The 20,165-nt window shown below is 71.2% G+C and carries 18 protein-coding genes; 10 read left to right on the top strand and 8 right to left on the bottom strand.

Annotated elements, in window-relative coordinates:
• Positions 1 to 73: 73 nt before the first annotated feature.
• On the top strand, positions 74 to 400 hold the full coding sequence (locus SCMU_RS16715; protein WP_229230224.1) for a hypothetical protein: 327 nt from the start codon (positions 74 to 76) through the stop codon (positions 398 to 400).
• A gap of 181 nt (positions 401 to 581) precedes the next feature.
• On the opposite strand, the gene SCMU_RS16710 is transcribed toward SCMU_RS16715, so the two are convergent.
• Entirely contained in the window at positions 582 to 1,805 is a 1,224-nt protein-coding gene (locus tag SCMU_RS16710) for an MFS transporter (protein ID WP_229230223.1), read from the bottom strand.
• An 81-nt stretch (positions 1,806 to 1,886) separates the two neighbouring features.
• Between SCMU_RS16710 and SCMU_RS16705 the strand changes: the two genes are divergently transcribed.
• Positions 1,887 to 2,195: an MmcQ/YjbR family DNA-binding protein gene (locus SCMU_RS16705; RefSeq protein WP_229230222.1), complete on the top strand. Its 309-nt coding sequence runs from the start codon at positions 1,887 to 1,889 to the stop codon at positions 2,193 to 2,195.
• Between the two features lie 223 nt (positions 2,196 to 2,418).
• On the opposite strand, the gene SCMU_RS16700 is transcribed toward SCMU_RS16705, so the two are convergent.
• The 4 genes from SCMU_RS16700 to SCMU_RS16685 all read right to left on the bottom strand — a co-directional run bounded on the left by SCMU_RS16700 (position 2,419) and on the right by SCMU_RS16685 (position 7,703).
• Positions 2,419 to 3,249, bottom strand: coding sequence for a bifunctional allantoicase/(S)-ureidoglycine aminohydrolase (locus SCMU_RS16700; protein ID WP_229230221.1), 831 nt, complete (start codon positions 3,247 to 3,249; stop codon positions 2,419 to 2,421).
• Positions 3,250 to 3,261: 12 nt separating this feature from the next.
• Complete coding sequence (locus SCMU_RS16695; RefSeq protein ID WP_229230220.1) at positions 3,262 to 4,605, bottom strand: DUF6986 family protein; 1,344 nt, start codon at positions 4,603 to 4,605, stop codon at positions 3,262 to 3,264.
• The gene (gene aceB / locus SCMU_RS16690) at positions 4,606 to 6,204 is read right to left on the bottom strand and encodes a malate synthase A (protein WP_229230219.1); all 1,599 of its coding nucleotides are present in this window, start codon (positions 6,202 to 6,204) and stop codon (positions 4,606 to 4,608) included. It lies immediately after the preceding gene.
• 116 nt (positions 6,205 to 6,320) lie between these two features.
• Positions 6,321 to 7,703 (bottom strand): NAD(P)-dependent malic enzyme, encoded by a 1,383-nt coding sequence (locus SCMU_RS16685; protein ID WP_274602886.1) that lies wholly within the window; start codon positions 7,701 to 7,703, stop codon positions 6,321 to 6,323.
• Between the two features lie 216 nt (positions 7,704 to 7,919).
• Between SCMU_RS16685 and SCMU_RS16680 the strand changes: the two genes are divergently transcribed.
• From SCMU_RS16680 to SCMU_RS16645, 8 genes are all read left to right on the top strand, one after another.
• Positions 7,920 to 8,675, top strand: coding sequence for an IclR family transcriptional regulator (locus SCMU_RS16680; protein ID WP_229230218.1), 756 nt, complete (start codon positions 7,920 to 7,922; stop codon positions 8,673 to 8,675).
• Between the two features lie 494 nt (positions 8,676 to 9,169).
• The gene (locus tag SCMU_RS16675; protein WP_229230217.1) at positions 9,170 to 9,697 is read left to right on the top strand and encodes a nucleoside deaminase; all 528 of its coding nucleotides are present in this window, start codon (positions 9,170 to 9,172) and stop codon (positions 9,695 to 9,697) included.
• A gap of 12 nt (positions 9,698 to 9,709) precedes the next feature.
• Positions 9,710 to 11,305 carry an NCS2 family permease gene (locus SCMU_RS16670; protein ID WP_229230216.1) on the top strand — a complete coding sequence of 532 codons (1,596 nt, stop codon included), beginning with the start codon at positions 9,710 to 9,712 and terminating at the stop codon, positions 11,303 to 11,305.
• A 175-nt stretch (positions 11,306 to 11,480) separates the two neighbouring features.
• Positions 11,481 to 12,821 carry an XdhC family protein gene (locus SCMU_RS16665; protein WP_229230215.1) on the top strand — a complete coding sequence of 447 codons (1,341 nt, stop codon included), beginning with the start codon at positions 11,481 to 11,483 and terminating at the stop codon, positions 12,819 to 12,821.
• On the top strand, positions 12,812 to 13,675 hold the full coding sequence (locus SCMU_RS16660; RefSeq protein WP_229230214.1) for an FAD binding domain-containing protein: 864 nt from the start codon (positions 12,812 to 12,814) through the stop codon (positions 13,673 to 13,675). The genes SCMU_RS16665 and SCMU_RS16660 overlap by 10 nt, the downstream gene beginning before the upstream one ends.
• 1 nt (position 13,676) lies before the next feature.
• A complete protein-coding gene (locus tag SCMU_RS16655) occupies positions 13,677 to 16,544 on the top strand; it encodes a molybdopterin-dependent oxidoreductase (RefSeq protein WP_229230213.1) in 2,868 nt (955 codons plus the stop codon).
• A gap of 159 nt (positions 16,545 to 16,703) precedes the next feature.
• Positions 16,704 to 16,892 (top strand): hypothetical protein, encoded by a 189-nt coding sequence (locus SCMU_RS16650; protein WP_229230212.1) that lies wholly within the window; start codon positions 16,704 to 16,706, stop codon positions 16,890 to 16,892.
• Positions 16,893 to 17,027: 135 nt separating this feature from the next.
• A complete protein-coding gene (locus tag SCMU_RS16645; protein WP_229230211.1) occupies positions 17,028 to 17,477 on the top strand; it encodes a hypothetical protein in 450 nt (149 codons plus the stop codon).
• A 46-nt stretch (positions 17,478 to 17,523) separates the two neighbouring features.
• Here SCMU_RS16645 and SCMU_RS16640 read toward each other — a convergent pair whose 3' ends face one another.
• The 3 genes from SCMU_RS16640 to SCMU_RS16630 are packed head-to-tail and all read right to left on the bottom strand — an operon-like array spanning position 17,524 to position 20,113.
• Positions 17,524 to 18,291, bottom strand: coding sequence for a DeoR/GlpR family DNA-binding transcription regulator (locus tag SCMU_RS16640; RefSeq protein ID WP_229230210.1), 768 nt, complete (start codon positions 18,289 to 18,291; stop codon positions 17,524 to 17,526).
• 2 nt (positions 18,292 to 18,293) lie between these two features.
• Positions 18,294 to 19,205 (bottom strand): carbohydrate ABC transporter permease, encoded by a 912-nt coding sequence (locus SCMU_RS16635; RefSeq protein WP_229230209.1) that lies wholly within the window; start codon positions 19,203 to 19,205, stop codon positions 18,294 to 18,296.
• Positions 19,202 to 20,113, bottom strand: a complete 912-nt coding sequence (locus SCMU_RS16630) for a carbohydrate ABC transporter permease (protein WP_229230208.1) — start codon at positions 20,111 to 20,113, stop codon at positions 19,202 to 19,204. Before SCMU_RS16630 ends, SCMU_RS16635 begins: the two co-directional genes overlap by 4 nt.
• Between the last annotated feature and the right edge of the window lie 52 nt (positions 20,114 to 20,165).

The following is a 20,165-nucleotide window of genomic DNA, read 5'->3' as shown; positions in this document are numbered from 1 at the left end:
ACCTCTTGGATACCAAATCGCCCGGTTCTTTGGTCACTGGTTCATGAGGGCCCGGCCGGGGAATGATGGAGGCATGGCCACGTACAGAGCACTGGAGCACGCCTCGAGCAAGGATCCCCATGACTGGGGCCGCGCGATGGCCGTTGCCCTCACGCGTCTCCTCGAAGAGGCGCGGACCGACCGAAGCTTTCTCGAGCACAAGCACCTGATCGGGCAGGACATCATCATGCGGATCGAGGCCGAGGACGAGGGCGCCTGCGTCCACCTCAGCTGGCACCCGCAGAACCAGGCCGACGCCCCGCCGGACGAAGACGAGGTCCCGGCGGCCGGAGGCGCCCTTCCGGACGGCGAGGAGGAGACTCCCGAGGAAGCCATCGAAGGCTCGGGCCGAGGAGGCTGACGGCCCGCACTGCCCGCCTGACCCGCGGGGGGCTTCCCTCCGGAACCCGGGTCCCCGCTCAATGATGAGGGGTCATGTCCCCGATGAGGGGTCACATCTCTAGAGAGGCCACTCTCCTTTATAGAGATGTGACCCCTCATCGGGGATGTGACCCCTCATCGGGGGGTGGTGACCGGAACCGTCAGGGGCGGACGGCGCGCCATGCGCCCGCCGCAGCCCTGAGTAGCACGCCCGTCGCGGCGAACACGCCGGCCGTCCCGAGCCCTGCCGCGAGGAGCCCCACCGCGGGCGGGATGAGCGCCTGGCCGAGCCGGTTCGCCGTGATGCGGGCCGCGAGCCGAGTGCCGGCGGTGCCGGGCGGCGCGGCGAGCGACACCACGGTCATGGTGAGCGGCTGCACGATCCCCAGCGCGTACCCCGCCACGACAAGCACCGCCGCGAGCGCCCACTCGGGCATCGGCGCCGCAATCGCCAGCACGGCCGCCGCGCCCGCCGCGGTGCCCCACAGGATGAGCCACGGCCGCCCGAACCCCGTCACGAGCCGGCCCATCGCCAACCGCGAGGCCATCGTCGCGACCCCCCGCGCCGTCAGGAGCGCGCCCACGGCCGCGGCCGGCACTCCCCGCTCCACCCCGAGGGCGGGCAGGTACACCTGGATCAGGTCGATCGCGCACAGGACCATCATCGAGACGCCGATCGACGCCACGAGCGGGCGGCGCGAGGCCGGGTCCGCCGCGAGGCTCGCGCGCATCCCCAGCCGCGAGGGGCCCGGGGCACGCACGACGGCGCCGCTCGCCGCGTGCGGGCCCGTCGCCGGCGTCGTTGCGCCCCGGCGCAGCGCGAGGGGCAGCGTCACGGCGAGCATGCCGGCGGCGGCCGCGAGGTACCAGCCGAAGAGTGGGCCCGTGTGGGGCAGGACGGATCCGCCGCCGACCACGGCGAGCAGCGACGGCGCAATCGCCTGTCCTGCCGAGCCCGTGAAGGTGTAGAGGCCGAACAGCGAGTCGAGGCTCCGGCGCTGTGCGCCGTCGGCGAGCGACCCGGCGATGCGGGCCTGTTCGCCCAGGAGGCTGACCAGGTGCCCGAGCCCGAGCGCCACATTCCAGCCCAGCAGCCACCACACGTCCGGCGTCGCGGCCAAGAGCCCCACGCCGGAGGCCACCATGAGCACCGCCCCGGCGAGCAGCAGCGCGCGGCCGTGGCCGGCGTCGTTCATCCTGCCCACCCACACCGCCGCGGCGAGCGGCAGGAGCGAGAAGCTTGCCACGATGAGCCCGAGCAGCGCGGCGTCCACGCCGAGCTCGAGGGCCCGGTAGGACGCCGTCGGGCGCACGATGTACACGGCGAGCTGGAGGAAGAAGGCGTGCGCGAGGACGGCCCACGGGTAGCTGCTGCGTTTGGTCATGTCGATGCCACGTTACCGGTGGCGGGCCCTTCGCTTGTCCGTGGCCTTGAACCGCGCCGCGCCGCATGGCACCGTGGGCGGATGGCCACTGAGGAGGACGTCCGCGAGCTCTGCCTCGCCCTGCCGGGCGTGACCGAGCGGCCCAGCTGGAACCAGCCGGCGTGGTTCGGCAGGACGCTGTTCGCCCGGATCTGGGAGCCGGGCGTCGTGACGCTCAAGACGGGGGAGCGCGAGGCGCTGCACGCCACGGACCCTGAGACGTTCTACTGGGAGATCCCGCATCATCTGGGCTCGCCGGAGCTCGTGCTCGTCCGCCTCGCGCGGATCTCGCGCGAGGAGCTCGCGGAGGTGGTCGAGGAGTCGTACCGGATCGCGGGCGGAGCGGGCTGAGGGCGACCCCGGGCCGCGGGGAGATGCCCCCTCGACGCAGGCAAGGCCCGCCCGGGATCTCGGGCGGGCCTTCCCTGTGGTGGTTCCGACGGCGCGGGGCGGCTCAGTGCCAGGCCAGCCCCGCGCCGTCGTGCTGTGTGGCCGCCACACGCGGCAGGGCGCCGCGGGTGGGGCGGCGCACGACGCCGAGCGGGCGCCGTCGTGCGCTAGGGTCACCGGCGCGTCAGCCCGGCAGCGGGGCGCCCGTGAGGCGCACCTGGCGGTTGACGTCCTTGTACAGGAGGTACCGGAACGGGCCAGGGCCGCCCGCGTAGCAGGCCTGCGGGCAGAACGCGCGCAGCCACATGAAGTCGCCGGCCTCGACCTCGACCCAGTCGTTGTTGAGCAGGTACATGGCCTTGCCCTCAAGCACGTACAGGCCGTGCTCCATGACGTGGGTCTCCGGGAACGGGATGACGCCGCCGGGCTGGAACGTCACGATGTTCACGTGCATGTCATGCGCGAGGTCGTTCGGGTCGGCGAAGCGGGTGGTCTTCCACACGCCGTTGACGTCCGGCATCTCGCCCGGCTCCACCTCGGAGTCCGAGGTCACGAAGCTCTTGGCCTCGTAGCCCTCGAGCCGCTCGTAGGCCTTGCGGATCCAGTGGAACGAGGCGATGTCATCCGAGACGTTCTCGAGGCCCCACTCGTCGCCGGCCGCGAGGTAGGCATAGCCGCCTTCCTCGAGCGCGTGCACCTCGCCGTTGAGCGTGAGGTTCACCTTGCCCTTGACCACGAACACGACGCCCTCGACGCCGGCCTCGAACTCCGCCTTCGGGGCCCCGCCGCCCGGTCCGATCTCCACGATGAGCTGGGAGAACGTCGTGGCGAACCCCGAGATCGGGCGCGCGATGATCCACGCCCGGGTGTTCGAGAAGCCCGGCAGGTTGGACGTGACGATGTCCGTGAGGACGCCCTTCGGGATGACCGTGTACGCCTCGGTGACGATGGCGCGCTCGGTGGTCAGGTGCGTCTGGGGCGGCAGGCCGCCTTCGGGGTAGTAGTACTTGCCCATGAGGGCCTCCTTCTAGTTCGTCGCGGCGGCCAGCCGCGGATGCGCGAGGTGTGTGAGCTCGAGCTCTGTGAGTCCGGCCGAGGCGAGCACCTCGTCCGCGCCGACCGCGCCGCACTGCAGCCCGCGGAGCACGAAGGCCGCGAGCGCGCGGGCCGTGGCCGGCTCGTCCAGGACGGCGCCGACGGTCTGGTTCACGTAGTTCCTCAGGCGCGTGGTCGCGGCCTCGAGGCCCTCGCGGTAGAACGCATACGTGGCGATGTACCTGGTGGGCAGCTGGTGCGCGTGGAGGTCCCAGCCCTGGTAGTAGCCCCGCTCGAGCGAGCGGCGCACGAGCCGGGCGTGCAGCGCCCACGCGGCCTCGCGCTGGGCGGCGTCGCCGAGCGGGAGCACGTTCGTGGAGCCGTCGGAGAGGCGGATGCCCGTCCCCGCCACGGCCAGCTGCATGACCTCCTTGGCGAAGTCCGCCACAGGGTGCTCCATCGACTGGTAGGCGGCGGCGATCTGCAGGGACGCGGAGTAGTCATAGGTGCCGTAATGCAGGGCGGTGATGCGGCCGTCCGCGATGTGCGGGAGCTGCGCGACCGGGTGGGTGCCGTCCGGGCCGATGATGAGCTGCGGCGTCTCGACCTGGACCTCGAACCCGAGCCGGCCCGGGTCCAGCCCGAGAGCGGACTCGAGGCGCTCGACGGCGAAGACCATCGCCTTGACCTGGTCCACCGTGGTCACCTTGGGCAGCGTGAGGACGAGGCCTACCTGGGCGCCGCCGAGGCCCGCGAGCCCGCCGTTCTGCGCGAGGCGTGCGATGAACAGCTCGAGCGTGCGCAGGCCGCGGCGGCGAGTGGGCTCCTCGAAGCACTTGAAGCGGATGCCGACGAACGGCGTCGTGCTTCCGGCACCGAGTGCGGCGGCGACCGAATCCGCCGCCCGGATGGCCCCGCCGTCCTCGACGGCGTCCGGGTCGCCGCCAGCCTTGGCGGCCTTGCCCGGCGCGAGGTAGCCGTCTTCGAAGTCGATGCGGAGGTCCTCGATCGGCTCGGAGGTCAGCTTCGCCTGGACGCGCGGCGCGACCTCGGCCGCGAGGGCGGGTGCGAGCCCCACGCGCCGGGCCAGGGCCTCGAGCCCGCCGGCCTCGTCCGCGGCGGCCAGAGCCGCGGCGCCCCACTCCGCAGCGAGCTGCGGGGTGAAGCGGTCCGCGGGCACGTACACCGTGTGGACGGGCTGGCGGGTCCCCGAGTCGCCGGGGTAGTCCTCGGCGAGGAGCCGGTCGGTGGCGGCGAGGCTGGCGTCGATGCGGGCGAGGTCGGCGTCGTCGAGCACGCGGGCCGGCAGGCCCTGGTCCACGTGGGGCTCGCTCATTCAGCCCACCAGCTCGTAGGCGGGCGTGGTGAGGAAGTCCGTGAAGTCCTCGGAGAGCACGATGTCCGCGATGAGGCGGCTTGCCGGCTCGTAGAACTTCGCGAACATCTGCGGATCCACCTCGGCGCGCAGGCGGTCGGTCTCCTCGCCGAGGATCTGCTCGACGAGCTCCCGGGTCACCGTGTTGCCCGTGTCCGTGAGGACCACCTTGTTGTGGATCTGCTGCCACACCTGGGAGCGCGAGATCTCGGCGGTCGCGGCATCCTCCATGAGGTTGTGGATGGCGACGGCGCCGTTGCCCGAGAGCCACACGGCCGTGTAGGCGACGGCGACGTACAGGTTCAGGTGCAGGCCGGCCTCGGTGGCCTCGCCCGCGGTCGCGGAGACGTTGAGCAGGTCGGCCGCGGTCACGTTGACCTCGGGGCGCTGGCGGTCCACCTGGTTCGGCTTGTCGCCGAGGAACTGGTCGAACACCTCGCGGCACGTCGGGACGAGGTCCGGGTGCGCGACCCACGAGCCGTCGAAGCCGTCCGTGGCCTCGCGGGTCTTGTCCGCGCGGACCTTCTCGATCGCCGCCGCGGTGATCTCGGGCTCCTTGCGGTTCGGGATGAACGCGGCCATGCCGCCCATGGCGAATGCGCCGCGCTTGTGGCACGTCTGCACGAGGAGCTCGGTGTACGCCCGCATGAACGGGGCCGTCATGACCACCGAGGCGCGGTCCGGCAGGGTGAACTTCTCGCCCGCGTCACGGAAGAACTTGATGATGCTGAACAGGTAGTCCCAGCGGCCGGCGTTCAGGCCCGAGGCGTGGTCGCGGAGCTCGTAGAGGATCTCGTCCATCTCGAACGCGGCCGGGATCGTCTCGATGAGCACCGTGGCGCGGATGGTGCCCTGGGGGATGCCGAGGTAGTCCTGTGCGAACACGAAGACCTCGTTCCACAGGCGCGCCTCGAGGTGGCTCTCCATCTTGGGCAGGTAGTAGTACGGGCCCCGGCCCGAGGCGATGAGCGGCTTGGCGACGTGGAAGAAGTGCAGGCCGAAGTCCACGAGCGCGCCCACGCCCGGCGCGCCGTCGATGAGCACGTGGCGCTCGTCCATGTGCCAACCGCGCGGGCGGGTGACCACGACGGCGAGCGGCGCGTCGGTGCGCAGCGTGTACTCCTTGCCCTCGGGCGAGGTGAACGAGAGCGTTCCGTTGGCCGCGTCGCGGAGGTTCTTCACGGCATCCACCACGTTGGCCCAGTGCGGGCTCGCGGCGTCCTCCATGTCCGCGAGCCACACCTTGGCGCCGGAGTTGAGGGCATTGATGGCCATCTTGGCCGGGCTCGCCGGACCGGTCATCTCGACGCGGCGGTCCATGAGCGGCGCCGGGGCCTCGGCGACCTTCCAGTCCCCGGCCCGGACCTCCGCCGTCTCCGGCAGGAAATCGAGCTTGCCGGTGCTCGCGGCCTCGGCTCGGCGGGCCTTGCGGGCCTCGAGCCGAGCGTTGCGCTCGCCGGCGAAGCGCTTGTGGAGCTCCTCGACGAAGGCGAGCGCCTCGTCGGTGAGGATCTCGTCGGCGCCCGCGATCGGCGCGTTGTCGGTGACTGTGATGGCCATAGCTTTCACGTTCCTTCTCCCGGAATCCGGGTTCTCCCTGGGGCCTGGTTGAACTGCTTGCTGGGGGTCTTGCGCGGGCGCTCGACTGCGCTTTGTGCGAGCCTGTGCGCGCCGGTCTAGACGCGCGCTGCCGAGACGATCGCTGCGGCGACGTCCTGGGCGACGTGCGGGTCGAACACGCTCGGGATGATGAAGCTCGCGTTGAGCTCCTCGTCGCTCACGCGAGCCGCGATGGCCTGGGCGGCGGCGACGAGCATCGCGGGAGTGATGTCCGAGACCCCGGCGTCGAGCAGGCCGCGGAACACGCCCGGGAAGGCGAGCACGTTGTTGATCTGGTTCGGGAAGTCGCTGCGGCCGGTCGCCACGACCGCGGCGTGGTCCGCGGCGGCGACGGGGTCCGTCTCTGGGTCCGGGTTGGCCATGGCGAAGACGATGGCGTCCTCGGCCATCGTGGCGACGTCCTCGGGGCCGAACAGGTTCGGCGCGGAGACGCCGATGAACACGTCTGAGCCCTTGAGCGCCTCGATGAGCGTGCCGGAGAACGACTCCGGGTTCGTGTTCTCGGCGACCCACACGCGGTGCGCGTCGGTGAGCTCACGGCCCTTGTGGATGGCGCCCTTGCGGTCGCACGCGATGATGTTCTTCGCGCCTTGGGCCTGGAGGAGCTGGATGATCGCGTTGCCCGCGGCGCCGACACCGGAGACCACGATGCGCACGTCCTCGATCTTCTTGCCCACGAGCTTGAGCGCGTTGACGAGGGCGGCGAGCGTGACGATCGCGGTGCCGTGCTGGTCGTCGTGGAAGACGGGGATGTCCAGCTCCTCGCGGAGGCGGGCCTCGATCTCGAAGCAGCGCGGGGCCGCGATGTCTTCGAGGTTCACACCGCCGTAGACCGGTGCGATCGCCTTGACGATCTTGATGATCTCCTCGGTGTCCTTCGTGTCGAGGCACACCGGCCATGCGTCCACGTTGGCGAACTGCTTGAACAGGGCGGCCTTGCCCTCCATGACGGGCAGCGCGGCGGCCGGGCCGATGTCGCCCAGGCCGAGCACGGCCGTGCCGTCGGTGACCACGGCGACGGTGTTGCGCTTGACGGTGAGGCGGCGCGCGTCGTCGGGGTTCTCCGCGATCGCGCGGCACACGCGGGCGACGCCGGGCGTGTAGGCCCGCGAGAGGTCGTCGCGGTTGCGGAGGGGAACCTTGGGGACGACCTCGAGCTTGCCGCCGAGGTGCATGAGGAAGGTGCGGTCGGAGACCTTGCGGACGTGCACGCCCTCGAGCGCCTCGAGCGCGGCGGCGACCTCCTCGGCGTGCTGCTCGGAGGTCGTGTTGCAGGTGATGTCCACGACGACGCCGTCGTGGTGGGACTCGCTGATGTCCAGTGCGGTGACAGGGGCGCCGGCGGCGGCGACGGCGGCCGCGAGCTCGCTCGTGATGCTGATGCGGCTGGGGGCGTCGACGCGGAGGGTGATGGAGTTGCCGGGGCTAGGGCTCGCCATTGAATCGTCCTTGGGTCCGGGAGGCATCCGCCTCGCTGCGTTTTCCGTACTACGGATATTATTCTCTGTATCTTGGAAAAGACAAGTCCCTGTCCTGAGGGACGGACACCTGTTTCCGGGGGTACGTGGTGCGGTATCGTGGAATCGCCGCAAGTTTCCGGGATGCGGATAAGTTTTGCCGGAATCGAGATCCGGCGGCACCCCTCAGGAGGGAACATGGCAGAGAAGGCATCCGGCGGCGTCCAGTCTGTGGAGCGGGTGTTCGAGCTCCTCGAGCTCATCACCGACGCCGGCGGCGACGTCACGCTCAGCGAGCTCTCATCCTCGACCGAGCTCCCGCTGCCCACCATCCACCGGCTCCTGCGCACGCTCGTCTCCCTCGGGTACGTGCGGCAGCTGCCCAATCGCCGCTATGCGCTCGGCCCCCGGCTCATCCGCCTCGGCGAGGGCGCGAACAAGCAGCTCGGGGCCGTCGCGCGGCCGCAGCTGCAGATGCTCGTGGAGCGGCTCGGCGAGACATCCAATATGGCGGTCCTCGACTCGGACATGGTGATCTACGTGGCCCAGGTCCCCTCGCCCCACGCGATGCGCATGTTCACCGAGGTGGGCCGGCGCGCCCACACGCACGACACCGGCGTGGGCAAGGCCATCCTGGCCCAGCTCGACGACGAGCAGGTCCGCTCCATCGTGGCCCGCCAGGGCATGCCGACGCCCACCGCCTACAGCCTCGGCGACATCGACTCGCTCCTGTCCGACCTCGACAAGATCCGTGCCCGCGGCTACGCGATCGACGAGCAGGAGCAGGAGATCGGCGTGCGCTGCTTCTCCATGGCCGTTCCGGGGGCGCCGACGCCTACGGCGATCTCGGTCTCCGGCCCCGTGTCCCGCGTGGACGAGGCGTTCGGCGAGCGCGCCGTGCCGCTCCTGCGCGAGGCGGCGGCCAACATCTCGGCGGAGCTCAACCGGGCCTGACGTCCCCCGAAATGGCGGCCTTGCCCGCCGAGGCGGGGTCCCGTGACCGCGACGTCGCCCCCCTGCTGGTGCGCGACGGCGCGCCCCGCCCGGGTGTCGACTGCGCGGAAGGCGACTCCCGGCGTCGTCCGCCCGACGTCGATCGGAATAGAGCTTCGGTGCGGTGAGGGGTGAAGTTCTCCTGGCCAGCAGGTCGTAGGGCCCCCACTTCGGCGGACAAGTCCCCCATTTCGGCGGTGCACGCCTCCATTTCGGGGCAAATGGTTCCAGCTGGCGGAAATTCGATTCCAAAAATTCCCCCAGACCTATGGCGCACCTCACACCGACCCTGCTACGCTCGATAAGTCACGGCGGGCCCCCGGGTATCCGAAGAACGGATCCGGGCGCTATCTACCAGGCAACCTCACATCACATGTCAAGGAAGTCTGGCCCGCAGTAGCGCGCGCCCCGTGCACGGCACATGGCCGGGCTTCCCCGAGCGAGGGAGTCCCTCCATGACCACCACCACCGTCCACGACACAGCGCAGCGCGAAGACCGGACGATCACGGACGCCGGCCAGCTCCATCTGGCCCGCGCGGTCCAGCTCGCGGCGCAGAACGTCCTCGAGAACGGCGGCCCATTCGGGGCCGTGGTCGTCACCGCCGACGGCCAGATCTTCGACGGCGTCAACCGGGTCACCGACAGCAATGACCCCACAGCACACGCCGAGGTCACCGCGATCCGCACCGCGTGCCGCCAGCTGAACACGTTCGACCTCACCGGCGCCGTCCTCTACTCGAGCTGCGAGCCGTGCCCCATGTGCCTCGCGTCGTCGCTCTGGGCGCGGATCGACCGGGTCTACTTCGCCGCGGACCGCCACGACGCGGCCGAGGCCGGCTTCGACGACGCGGCCTTCTACGACTACTTCGACACCCCGGTCGAGCAGCGCAGCATGCCGGTCGCGGCCGTGGCCCCCACGGGGATCAGCCGCAAGGCCCCCTTCGAGCAGTGGGCGAGCTTCGCCCAGCGCGTCGAGTACTGAGGGGTGGCCACAATGACCATGCAGCAGACCCTCACCGACGAGCTCGAACCCGCACCGCGCACGACGCCGGCCCCCGCCGGAGTGCCGGGCCCCGCCCAGGCGCCGTCCCCGGCTGCGGGGACCACGCGCCGTCGTGCGCCGGGGGCTCCAGAGGAGCCCAAGGAGACCAGGCCGGCGCCCCGGCTCCTGGACCGCCTGTTCCACATCACCCAGCGCGGGTCCACGGTGTCGCGGGAGATCCGCGGCGGGCTCGTCACGTTCTTCACGATGGCGTACATCGTGGTCCTGAACCCGCTCATCCTCGGCGGCTTCAGCGCCGACTCCGCTCCCACGGACGTCACCGGCGCGTTCCTCCCCGCGGCGCAGGTCGGCGCGGTCACGGGCCTCACGGCCGGCGTGCTGACCATCATCTTCGGCATCGTCGCGAACCTCCCGTTCGGTCTCGCCGCCGGCCTGGGGATCAACTCGTTCTTCCTCGCGGTGGCGATGGTCAAGGAAGTCTCGTGGCCCGAAGCGATGGGCCTCGTGGTGATCAACGGCGTCCTGATCGTCCTGTTCGGCGTGACGGGGGCGCGCACCGCGATCTTCCGCGCCGTGCCGAAGGAGCTCAAGGCGGCGATCACGGTAGGGATCGGCCTGTTCATCGCGTTCATCGGGTTCGTGGACTCCGGGTTCGTCACGCGGACCCCCGCCGGGCCGCCCGTGCAGCTGGGCCACGATGGCTCGATCACCACGCTCCCCACGCTCGTGTTCGTCATCGGGCTCCTGCTCATGGGCATTCTCGTTGCGCGGAAGGTCCAGGGCGGGCTCCTGATCGGCATCGTCGCCACGACGATCCTTGCGGCCGTGGTCGAGGCCATCTGGCACCTCGGCCCCTCGGGCCCGAACAACCCCGACGGGTGGCACCTGAACACCCCGGTCCTGCAGGGCCAGATCCTTGCGGTCCCGGATCTGGGCCTCGTGGGGCACGTGGACCTGTTCGGCGCGTTCCAGCGGGTCGGCGCCCTCGCCGCCATCACGCTCGTCTTCACCCTCGTGTTCACGAACTTCTTCGACGCGATGGGCACCATGACGGGCCTCGCGAAGAGCGCGGGCGTGGCCAAGAAGGACGGGACGTTCCCGCGCCTGAAGAGCGCGTTCATCATCGAGGGCTTCGGCGCCGTGCTGGGCGGGGCGACGTCCGGCTCGTCCAACACCGTCTACGTGGACTCCGCGGCCGGGATCGGCGAGGGTGCCCGCACGGGCCTCGCCTCTGTGGTGACCGGCGCGCTGTTCCTCGGCGCCATGTTCCTCACGCCGCTCACGTCCGTGGTGCCGCTCGAGGTCGCCTCCGCCGCGCTGGTGGTGGTCGGCACGATGATGGCCGGGCAGATCCGCGAGATCGACTTCCACAAGTTCCACGTGGCACTGCCGGCGTTCCTGACGATCGTCACGATGCCGCTCACGTACTCGATCGCCAACGGCATCGGCGTGGGCTTCGTGACCTGGGTGCTCGTCAAGGCCTGCACCGGCAAGGTGCGGAAGGTCCACCCGCTCATGTGGATCGTGGCGGCGGGCTTCATCGTGTACTTCGTGCGCGGGCCGCTCGGCGCTCTCGTCGGCGCGTAGGCGCTGGGCGCCGGTGGGCGCCGCGCCCGCCCCCAGACCGCGTCCGCCCCCAGACCGCGCCCGCGGGGCCCCCGGATGTGACGCTCCGGGCCCCCGCGGGCGCACCATTGACCTACAGACCCTCTCCGGCCGCGCGCCGGGGACCTCCGGCCCAGCGGCCGGGAAAGGGGGAGCGATGATCGAGCTCCTGACCTCGCTGCCCGCGTGGCAGCGCACCTCCCGCGGGGCGCCGTGCGCCGTCGCCACCGTCGTCTCCGCGACCGGCTCCGTGCCGCGTCCCGTCGGCACGTCGATGCTTGTGGCCCGGTGCCTTGCGCCCGACGGCGCCGCCGACGGCGCGCCCCGCATCCTCGGCAGTCTGTCCGGCGGATGTGTCGAGGGCGCGGTGGTCGCCGCGGCCCTGGACGTCCTCGACGGCGGCGGCGCCCGGATCGAGCGCTTCGGCTACAGCGCCGAGGACGCGTTCGCCGCCGGCCTCACGTGCGGCGGCGAGCTCGAGGTGCACATCGCGCGGCTCGGTTCGACTGTGCCGGATGCCGCTGATCCGGCCGGCACGCCGGCGGGCTGCGCGCCCGAGGAGGCGACCGCCGTCGTGCGCCGGTTGGATTCAATCGATTCAATCGATCCGAACGGTTCGACGCACGACGCCGGCACGCACCTCGTGCTGCTCGGCGCGCCGACCGCGGGGGAGGCGCTGGCCGCGGCGCTCGCGCCGCTGTTCCCGGGCGAGCCGGCCATGGCCGCGCGCGCTGCGGTGCTCGTCGCACCCGTGCTCGCGCAGGGGATGACCGGGGTCGTGGTCGTCGGGCCGGAGGGCGGGTGCGCGGGCCCCGATCTCGCTGGGGCACGGCCCGATCAGGGCGTGCGGCTGCTGGTCGAGTCGCGGCTGCCGGCGCCGCGGTTCATCGTGATCGGGGCCAACGACTTCGGCGCAGCGCTCGTCCCGGCCGCCAAGCTGCTGGGCTACCGGGTGACGCTCGTCGACGCCCGCGCGGCGTTCACGGCCCAAGCGCGGTTCGCGTGCGCGGACGAGGTCGTCACGGCCTGGCCCCATGAGTACCTCGCCGCCGAGGCGGAGGCGGGCCGGCTCGACGCGCGCACGGCGGTCGCTGTCCTGAGCCACGACCCCAAGTTCGATGTCCCGCTCTTGGACCTGGCCCTCGGCCTCGACCTCGCCTACCTCGGTGCGATGGGCTCGAGGCGCAGCCACGAGCAGCGCATCGCCGCGCTCCTCGAGGCCGGCCACGGTCCCGTCGACCTCGGCCGGCTGCGTTCGCCGATCGGCCTGGATCTCGGGGCCACGACCCCCGCCGAGGTGGCCGTCTCGATCCTCGCCGAGGTCGTCGCGACGAGGCACCCGGGCGCGAGCGGCCGGCCTCTGCGGGACCGCGAGGGCCGGATCCACGCGGAACCCACAGGAGGTGACCTCCGGGAGGTGACCCCCAGACGTGGGGGAGTCGCCCGGCCCACCAGATCATCCCAGTCCCGCCCGCGGGAGGCCCCGGCATGGACATGAACACGATCGAGGCCTACGTCCCCACCGCCGACCCTGACGCCTGGTGCGAGGGCGACGCCTGGCTCGCGGGGGGCACCGTCCTCTTCTCCTACGGGAGCCAGACCCTGCGCCGCCTCCTCGACCTCACCTCCGCCGGCTGGGAGCCGGTGACCGAGGACAGTGGCGGCATCACCCTCGCAGCCACCTGCACGATCGCGCGCCTGTGGGATCTGGGTGATCCCGCAGGCGCCGCGGTGCAGCGGTGGCCGGGGCTCGCCGTCGTGCGCCCGTGCTGCGACGCGTTCGTGGCGTCGTTCAAGATCTGGAACCTCTCGACCGTGGGCGGCAACATCGCCACGTCCCTGCCCGCGGGGCCGATGACGTCCCTCGCCGCGGGTCTCGACGGCGTCGCGACGCTGTGGGGGCCCGGCGGCACCGTGCGCGAGATGCCGGTCGCTGAGCTCGTCACCGGCGACGCAGTCAACGCGCTGACCCCCGGCGAGCTCATCCGCTCGGTCCGCCTCCCCGCGCACGCGCTGGCCGCCCGGACCGCGTTCCGGCGGCTGTCGCTGAGCAACCGCGGGCGCTCGGGCGTGCTGCTCATCGGGCGGCGGGACCGGGACGGGCAGTTCGTGCTCACGGTGACCGCGTCGACGAAGCGCCCCGTGCAGCTCCGTTTCCCAGGAGACAGCGCCCATGAGGCGCCCGACGCCGGCCGGCTCGCCGCCGCGATCGGCACCGCCATCCCGGCGGACCTCTACCACGACGACATCCACGGCGACCCCGCATGGCGCCGCGACATGACCTACCGGCTCGCCGAGGAGCTCCGGCTCGAGCTGTGCGAATCCACCGAAGACCCCGAGGAGAGTGCCTGAGATGGCCATCGAGATCAACGGCCACGACGCCGCGGGCACGCCCCGCCCGGGACAGTGCCTGCGCACGTTCCTCCGCGAGGAGGGCGCGCTCGGGGTCAAGAAGGGCTGCGACGGCGGCGACTGCGGTGCGTGCACCGTCCACGTGGACGGCGTCCCGGTCCACTCGTGCCTCTACCCGGCGGTGCGCGCCGAGGGCCACGCCGTCACTACGATCGAGGGCCTCGCCGCGACGTGCGCCGGCCACGCCGCGGACGGCCCCGGCGTGGGCCTGCACCCCATGCAGCAGCAGTTCGTCGACGCCCAGGGCTTCCAGTGCGGCTTCTGCACGGCGGGGATGGTCATGACGGCCGCGACGTTCGACGACGCGCAGCTCGCCACCCTGCCGCGGAGCCTCAAGGGCAACCTGTGCCGCTGCACGGGGTACGCGGCGATCGAGAACGCGGTCGCCGCCGCGCCGCCGGAGGCGTCGGGTGATGATCGCCGCGACGGCGGCCAGGCGCCGTCGTCCGCCGCACTGGCGGGGTCCGGGCGGCTCGGCGAGGACGTCCCCGCGCTTGCGGGCCGGCGGATCGTCACCGGCGCCGAGCGGTACACGCTCGATGTCACCGAGGACGAGGTCCCCGGCGGCCAGGCCGGGCTCGCGCACCTCAAGCTGGTCCGCTCCCCGCACGCCCACGCGCGCGTCCGGTCGATCGACGCGTCCGCGGCGCTCGCGGTCCCGGGCGTCCTGGCCGTCCTCACGCAGGCCGACGCGCCGGGCCTGTACTACTCGACTGCCCAGCACGAGCTGGTCTCCGACGACCCCGACGACATGCAGCTGTTCGGCACCATGGTGCGGTTCGTCGGGCAGCGGGTCGCCGCCGTCGTGGGCGAGACCGTGGCGGCGGCCGAGGCGGGGGTGCGTGCCGTCGTCGTGGACTACGAGGTGCTGCCGGCCGTCCTCACCACGGACGAGGCGCTCGCGCCGGGCGCGGTGCCGGTGCACGGGGACAGGGACGCGGAGACGAGCCGTATTGCGGACCCCGCACGGAACATCGTCGCGGAGCTGCACTCCGAGGTCGGCGACGTCGCAGCGGGCCTGAGGGAGGCCGAGTTCGTGTACGAGAACACGTTCCGCACCCAGCGGGTGCAGCATGCTGCCCTCGAGACGCACTGCGCGATCGCGTGGACCGAGGGGGACCCGCGCGACGGCGGGACGCTCACCGTCCGCTCCTCGACCCAGGTGCCGTTCCTCGTCCAGCGCAGCCTGGCCCGGATCTTCGGGCTCAGCCGGGAGCGCGTGCGCGTCGTGACAGGCCGTGTGGGCGGCGGGTTCGGCGGCAAGCAGGAGATCCTGACCGAAGACGTCGCCGCGCTCGCTGCACTGCGCCTGGGCCGGCCGGTGCAGCTCGAGTTCACCCGCACCGAGCAGTTCACCGCCGCGACCACGCGACACCCGTTCGAGATCAGCGTCCGCGCCGGCGCCCGCCGTGACGGGACCATCACGGCCCTCGCCCTCGACGTCACGACGAACACCGGCGCGTACGGCAACCACGCCCCCGGCGTCATGTTCCACGGCTGCAACGAGTCCGTGTCCGTGTACCGGTGCGCGAACAAGAAGATCGACGCCCGCGCCGTCTACACCCACACCGTGCCCGCCGGCGCGTTCCGCGGATACGGGCTGAGCCAGATGATCTTCGCGGTCGAGTCGGTCGTGGACGAGCTCGCTGCGGGCATCGGCATGGACCCCCTGCAGTTCAGGCGGCGCAACATGGTCCGCAAGGGTGACCCCATGATTGCCTCGAGCCCCGAGCCGGAGGAGGACGTGCTCTACGGCTCGTACGGCCTCGAGGAGTGCGTGCAGCTCGTCACCCAGGCGCTCAGGCGCGGGCGCTCCCGCGGGGCGCGGCTCGGCGAGGGGCCCGTGCTGGCGCTCGCCGACCTCGGCCCGGAGTGGCTCGTGGGGGAGGGGACCGCGCTGTCCATGATCGACACCGTCCCGCCGCGCGGCCACCACGCGCACTCGCGGATCGCGCTCCTGCCGGACGGGCGTGTGGCGCTGGACGTGGGCACAGCCGAGTTCGGCAACGGCACGAGCACCGTGCACGTCCAGCTCGCCACGACGGCGCTCGCCGACCTCGGGGTGCGGGCGCGCGACGTCGTGCTCCGCAACGCGGACACCGCCCTCACCGACCACGACACCGGGGCGTTCGGCTCGACCGGCACCGTCGTGGCCGGCAAGGCGACGCTCGCAGCGGCCGAAGAGCTCGGCCGGCGGATCCGCGAGTTCGCGTCCGGGGCCGGGCTGGAGCACGCGCACGACGGCGGTCTGGTTGCCGTCGCGGCCGAGGCCCACCGGCGGGGGGCGGTGCTCGAGGCGGAGGGCCGCTGGGGTGGCACGCCCCGCTCGGTCGCGTTCAACGTCCACGGGTTCCGCGTGGCAGTGCACCGCGGCACGGGCGAGCTGCAGATCCTGCAGAGCGTCCAGGCCGCGGACGCGGGCGTGGTCGTGAATCCGCGGCAGTGCCGGGGGCAGGTCGAGGGCGGCATCGCGCAGGCGCTCGGGGCCGCGCTGTGGGAGAACGTGCAGGTCGATGGGACCGGGCGGGTGACCACGGACATCCTGCGCCAGTACCACATCCCCACGTTCGCAGACGTGCCGCGGAGCGAGGTCTACTTCGCGCAGACCTCGGACGAGCTGGGCCCGCTCGGGGCCAAGTCGATGAGCGAGAGCCCGTTCAACCCCGTGGCCCCGGCGCTGGCCAATGCGCTGCGCGCCGCGACGGGGCTGCGGTTCACGCAGACCCCGTTCACGCGGGACCGGATCTACCTGGCCCTGAAGGACGCGGGGCTCGCGCTGCCTGCCGCGCCGCAGGCCGTGCCGGCCTGAGGCCCAGGCCGACGGCCTGGACGCCGGGTGGGGCGCGTGTGAGTTCTCGGATAACCCTTGACCCCTTGCTTGGTATCCCACTAGAGTTTCATGTATCAAGAAAAGTTTTCCGAGATATGAAAGTAACTCGGAAGCGACCGACCTGGAAAGGGGAGAGACATGTCCATCACCACGACCATCACGCGTCCATCTGCAGGGGAGGCGGCGGTCCTCCCGCAGCCGGCCGAGCGCTACATCCCCAAGGTGACGAACATCGACCCGGACATCGCGGTCCGGACGGACCGCCACGAGGGCAAGGGCGGCTGGGCCGCCCGGGTCCCGGTGCTGAACTGGTTCGTCGCGCGCTGACTGCCGGAAGCCGAGCGGCCTCTGGAAGCAGCCGGCCCCGTCTCCCGTGAGGAGGCGGGGCCGTTGTGCGTCCTGAGCCGGGCCGCGGGACGAAAGCCCCTCGCGCGGCGGGGCGGAACGGTGTCCACTGGGACCATGGCCAGGGGAGATCGGGAACGATCCGCGCGGGCAGGCGCGGTGCCGTCGATCATCGTGATCGGCGTGCTGCTGTACCTCGCCAACGTCGCGCCCGGATGGCGGATCCTCCCGTTCCTCACGCCCCGGACCTCCGAGGTCATGGGCGCTGTCAACGCCGCCTGGATTGCGGGCCTCGTGGCCAATGTGGTCTACCTGCTCGTCGGCGTGAGGGCGGTCCGCGCGATCGGTGAGATCGTCGTGCTCATCTTCGGGATCGTGGCGACATTCCGCATCTGGGACGTCTTCCCATTCGACTTCGGCAACACCTCCTTCGATTGGGCGCTCGTGGTGAGGATCGTGCTCGTCGTCGCCATCGTCGGAGGGTTCATCGGGATCGTCGCCCAGCTGGTCGCGTTCGTTCGCGCGATCATGCCGCACGGAAGCGATCGGCGCGGCGCCCCGGCCTGAGGCGCCGCGCCGGCCCCGTCGTCACGCGCCAGCGGATCGCCGACGCTCAGGGTGCGACCCGCACTGTCGGGATCCTCTCGGTGAGGATGCCGAGAGCGTGGGCAGGCATGGCCCCGTCCGTCACGAGTGCGTCCACGTCGTCGAAGCCGCAGATGCTCCCGATGCCTTGGACCCCCCACTTGCTGTGGTCGGCCACGACCACGACCCGGCGCGCCGTCGCGGCGAATGCCTGGTTGGTCTCCGCCTCGAGCAGGTTCGGCGTCGTGAAGCCCGCGCGCTCGTCCATGCCGTGCACCCCGAGGAACAGCACGTCCAGGTGGAGCCGGCGGACCGAGGCCGTCGCCAGAGGGCCCACGAGGGCATCCGACGGTGTCCGCTGGCCCCCCGTGAGCAGGACCGTCGAGCCCGACGGCGAGGCGTCGAATGCCTCCATGGCCCGGACCGAGTTGGTCAGGACCGTGATGCGCGGCCCGGCGGCGAGGGCCTTGGCGAGCACCCACGTCGTCGAGCCTGCGGTGATGCCCACCGCCATGTCCTCCGCCACGAGCGAGGCCGCCTCGCGGGCTATCGCCTCCTTCGCCTCGAGGTTCTGGGTGGACTTGAGGGCGAATCCGGGCTCGTGGCTTCCGCCCTCGCTCGGGGCCATGACCCCGCCGTGCACCCTTGTCAGGAGGCCGGAGTCGCTGAGCGCGTCGATGTCGCGGCGGATGGTCACCGTGGACACGCCGAGTCGCTGCGCGAGGTCGGCGACCTTCACGATGCCTTCGGCATGGACGGCGTCCAGAATCGCGGAATGCCGCGCGGCGGCCAGCATGGCTACCCCTTGCTCGAACCGAGGGTCAGGCCCGCGACGAATTGTCGTTGGAGTACGAGGTAGATCACCAGGGTGGGGATGACCGTGATCGTCGCGCCCGCGGCGAGCAGGTTGTAGTTGCTCAGGAACACGCCCTGGAGGTTGTTGATCGCGGTCGTGACGGGAAGGCGGTCACCGCTCTGGATGAACAGGAGCGGCCAGAAGAAGTCGTTGTAGATGAAGATGACCTCGAGCGTGCCCAGGGCGGCGAACGCGGGCCGGCAGAGCGGCATGATGATGGACCAGTACTGGGTCCAGATGCCCGCGCCATCCACGAGGGCGGCCTCCGTCAGATCCTGGGAGAGCGCCTTCATGTAGTTCGAGAGGACGAACGTGCAGAAGCCGATCTGGAACGCCGTGTCCACCACGATGACCGAGATGTACGTGTTCAGCAGGGTGCCCGAGTCGGAGAACCAGTACGGGACGTTGAGTTGCTTGAACATCTGGAACAGCGGGGCCGCGAGGACCTGCGGCGGGAGCAGGTTGCCGGCGGTGAAGAGGATGAGCAGCGTGACGTTGAACTTCCAGCTCACCCGGCTCACCGCGAAGGCCATGAGGGACGCGAAGAACAGCGTGAGGAGCACCGCAGGGACCGTGATGAGGAACGAGTTCCAGAAGTACTGGGTGAAGCCGCCCTGGTTCCACGCCGTGACGAAATTGTCGAAGTTGTAGGGTCCGGCGATGCTGAAGTAGCCGTGCTCGTTGGTCGACTCGATGGGCCGCAGCGCGGTGTAGAGGGACCAGGCCAGCGGAAGGAGCCACATGACCGCGAGTACGAGCAGGACGAGGTGCGTCGCGTAGTGCCGCTTGGGCTTGCCGCCCGGCCGGCCTGCGGGGGCCTGGGCTCCGCTCACGCGGGTGGTGAGGACGGTCATGATTCCTTGGCCTCCTTGCCGAAGGTGCGGGAGAGGTAGAACGTGATCGGGACGAGGGAGATGACGAGGAGGATGGTGGCGAGAGCGGAGCCCACGCCGATCACCTGCCCCTCGCCGACCAGGTTCTGGATCACGAGCGCTGAGATGAGCTCGAGGCCGTTGGTGCCGCGGTTGATGACATAGACGATGTCGAACGCGCGCAGGGACTCGATGATGGTGATGACCACGATGATGATGTTGATGGGGCGCATCGCGGGGAACACGACCCGGAAGAACGTCTGCGTCGCATTGGCGCCGTCGAGGGCCGCAGCCTCCTTGAGGGCGGGGTCGACGCCCTTGAGGCCCGCCAGGTAGAGCAGCATGACGTAGCCGGAGTGGCGCCACGTGGCCGCGATGAGCGCGGCCCAGATGTTCACGTTGCTGTCCCCGAACCAGTCGACTGCCGCCGGGGTGCCGGACGTGCCGAGGAGGAAGTTCAGCAGGCCGTGGTCGCGCTGGTAGAAGAGCTGCCAGATGATGCCGACGAGGGCGAGGGAGAGCATGACGGGGACGAAGAAGATGCTCTGGTAGATCCGGCTGCCGCGGATCTTCTGGTCGAGGAGGACGGCGAGGAGCAGCCCGAGCGGCGTCGCGATGAGGGCGAGGAACACGAGCCAGAGGACGTTGTGCTCGACTGCCGGCCAGAACGGTGGATAGTCCTGGAAGACGAACTTGTAGTTGTCCGTGCCTGCGGGGCGGATGTCGGTGAGATCGAGGCCGTTCCAGCGCGTGAAGCTGAGGCCGATCGAGAAGAGGGTCGGGAGCCACACGAAGAGCAGCTCGATGAGGGTGGGCACGGCGACCATGACGGCGAGGACGATCTTGTCCCGCTTGGACAGCCGGCGGACCTTGCGACGGGTTGATGGCATGGCTTTTCCTGCAGTGGGAGGAGCCGGCGCGGGCGGTTCAGGGCCGCCCGCG

Source organism: Sinomonas cyclohexanicum (assembly GCF_020886775.1).
GTDB lineage: Bacteria > Actinomycetota > Actinomycetes > Actinomycetales > Micrococcaceae > Sinomonas > Sinomonas cyclohexanicum.
The sequence above is the reverse complement of the archived record's forward strand: the minus strand, read 5'-3'. Positions and strand labels throughout refer to the sequence as shown.

Coding starts and splice junctions, on each gene's coding strand:
- SCMU_RS16635 (WP_229230209.1), bottom strand. CDS start 19,205: ATGACCGTCCTCACCACCCGCGTGAGCGGAGCCCAGGCCCCCGCAGGC.
- SCMU_RS16685 (WP_274602886.1), bottom strand. CDS start 7,703: ATGGCGAGCCCTAGCCCCGGCAACTCCATCACCCTCCGCGTCGACGCC.
- SCMU_RS16675 (WP_229230217.1), top strand. CDS start 9,170: ATGACCACCACCACCGTCCACGACACAGCGCAGCGCGAAGACCGGACG.
- SCMU_RS16670 (WP_229230216.1), top strand. CDS start 9,710: ATGACCATGCAGCAGACCCTCACCGACGAGCTCGAACCCGCACCGCGC.
- SCMU_RS16680 (WP_229230218.1), top strand. CDS start 7,920: ATGGCAGAGAAGGCATCCGGCGGCGTCCAGTCTGTGGAGCGGGTGTTC.
- SCMU_RS16630 (WP_229230208.1), bottom strand. CDS start 20,113: ATGCCATCAACCCGTCGCAAGGTCCGCCGGCTGTCCAAGCGGGACAAG.
- SCMU_RS16650 (WP_229230212.1), top strand. CDS start 16,704: ATGTCCATCACCACGACCATCACGCGTCCATCTGCAGGGGAGGCGGCG.
- SCMU_RS16655 (WP_229230213.1), top strand. CDS start 13,677: ATGGCCATCGAGATCAACGGCCACGACGCCGCGGGCACGCCCCGCCCG.
- SCMU_RS16695 (WP_229230220.1), bottom strand. CDS start 4,605: ATGAGCGAGCCCCACGTGGACCAGGGCCTGCCGGCCCGCGTGCTCGAC.
- SCMU_RS16705 (WP_229230222.1), top strand. CDS start 1,887: ATGGCCACTGAGGAGGACGTCCGCGAGCTCTGCCTCGCCCTGCCGGGC.
- SCMU_RS16660 (WP_229230214.1), top strand. CDS start 12,812: ATGGACATGAACACGATCGAGGCCTACGTCCCCACCGCCGACCCTGAC.
- SCMU_RS16640 (WP_229230210.1), bottom strand. CDS start 18,291: ATGCTGGCCGCCGCGCGGCATTCCGCGATTCTGGACGCCGTCCATGCC.
- SCMU_RS16710 (WP_229230223.1), bottom strand. CDS start 1,805: ATGACCAAACGCAGCAGCTACCCGTGGGCCGTCCTCGCGCACGCCTTC.
- SCMU_RS16665 (WP_229230215.1), top strand. CDS start 11,481: ATGATCGAGCTCCTGACCTCGCTGCCCGCGTGGCAGCGCACCTCCCGC.
- SCMU_RS16715 (WP_229230224.1), top strand. CDS start 74: ATGGCCACGTACAGAGCACTGGAGCACGCCTCGAGCAAGGATCCCCAT.
- SCMU_RS16700 (WP_229230221.1), bottom strand. CDS start 3,249: ATGGGCAAGTACTACTACCCCGAAGGCGGCCTGCCGCCCCAGACGCAC.
- aceB (WP_229230219.1), bottom strand. CDS start 6,204: ATGGCCATCACAGTCACCGACAACGCGCCGATCGCGGGCGCCGACGAG.
- SCMU_RS16645 (WP_229230211.1), top strand. CDS start 17,028: ATGGCCAGGGGAGATCGGGAACGATCCGCGCGGGCAGGCGCGGTGCCG.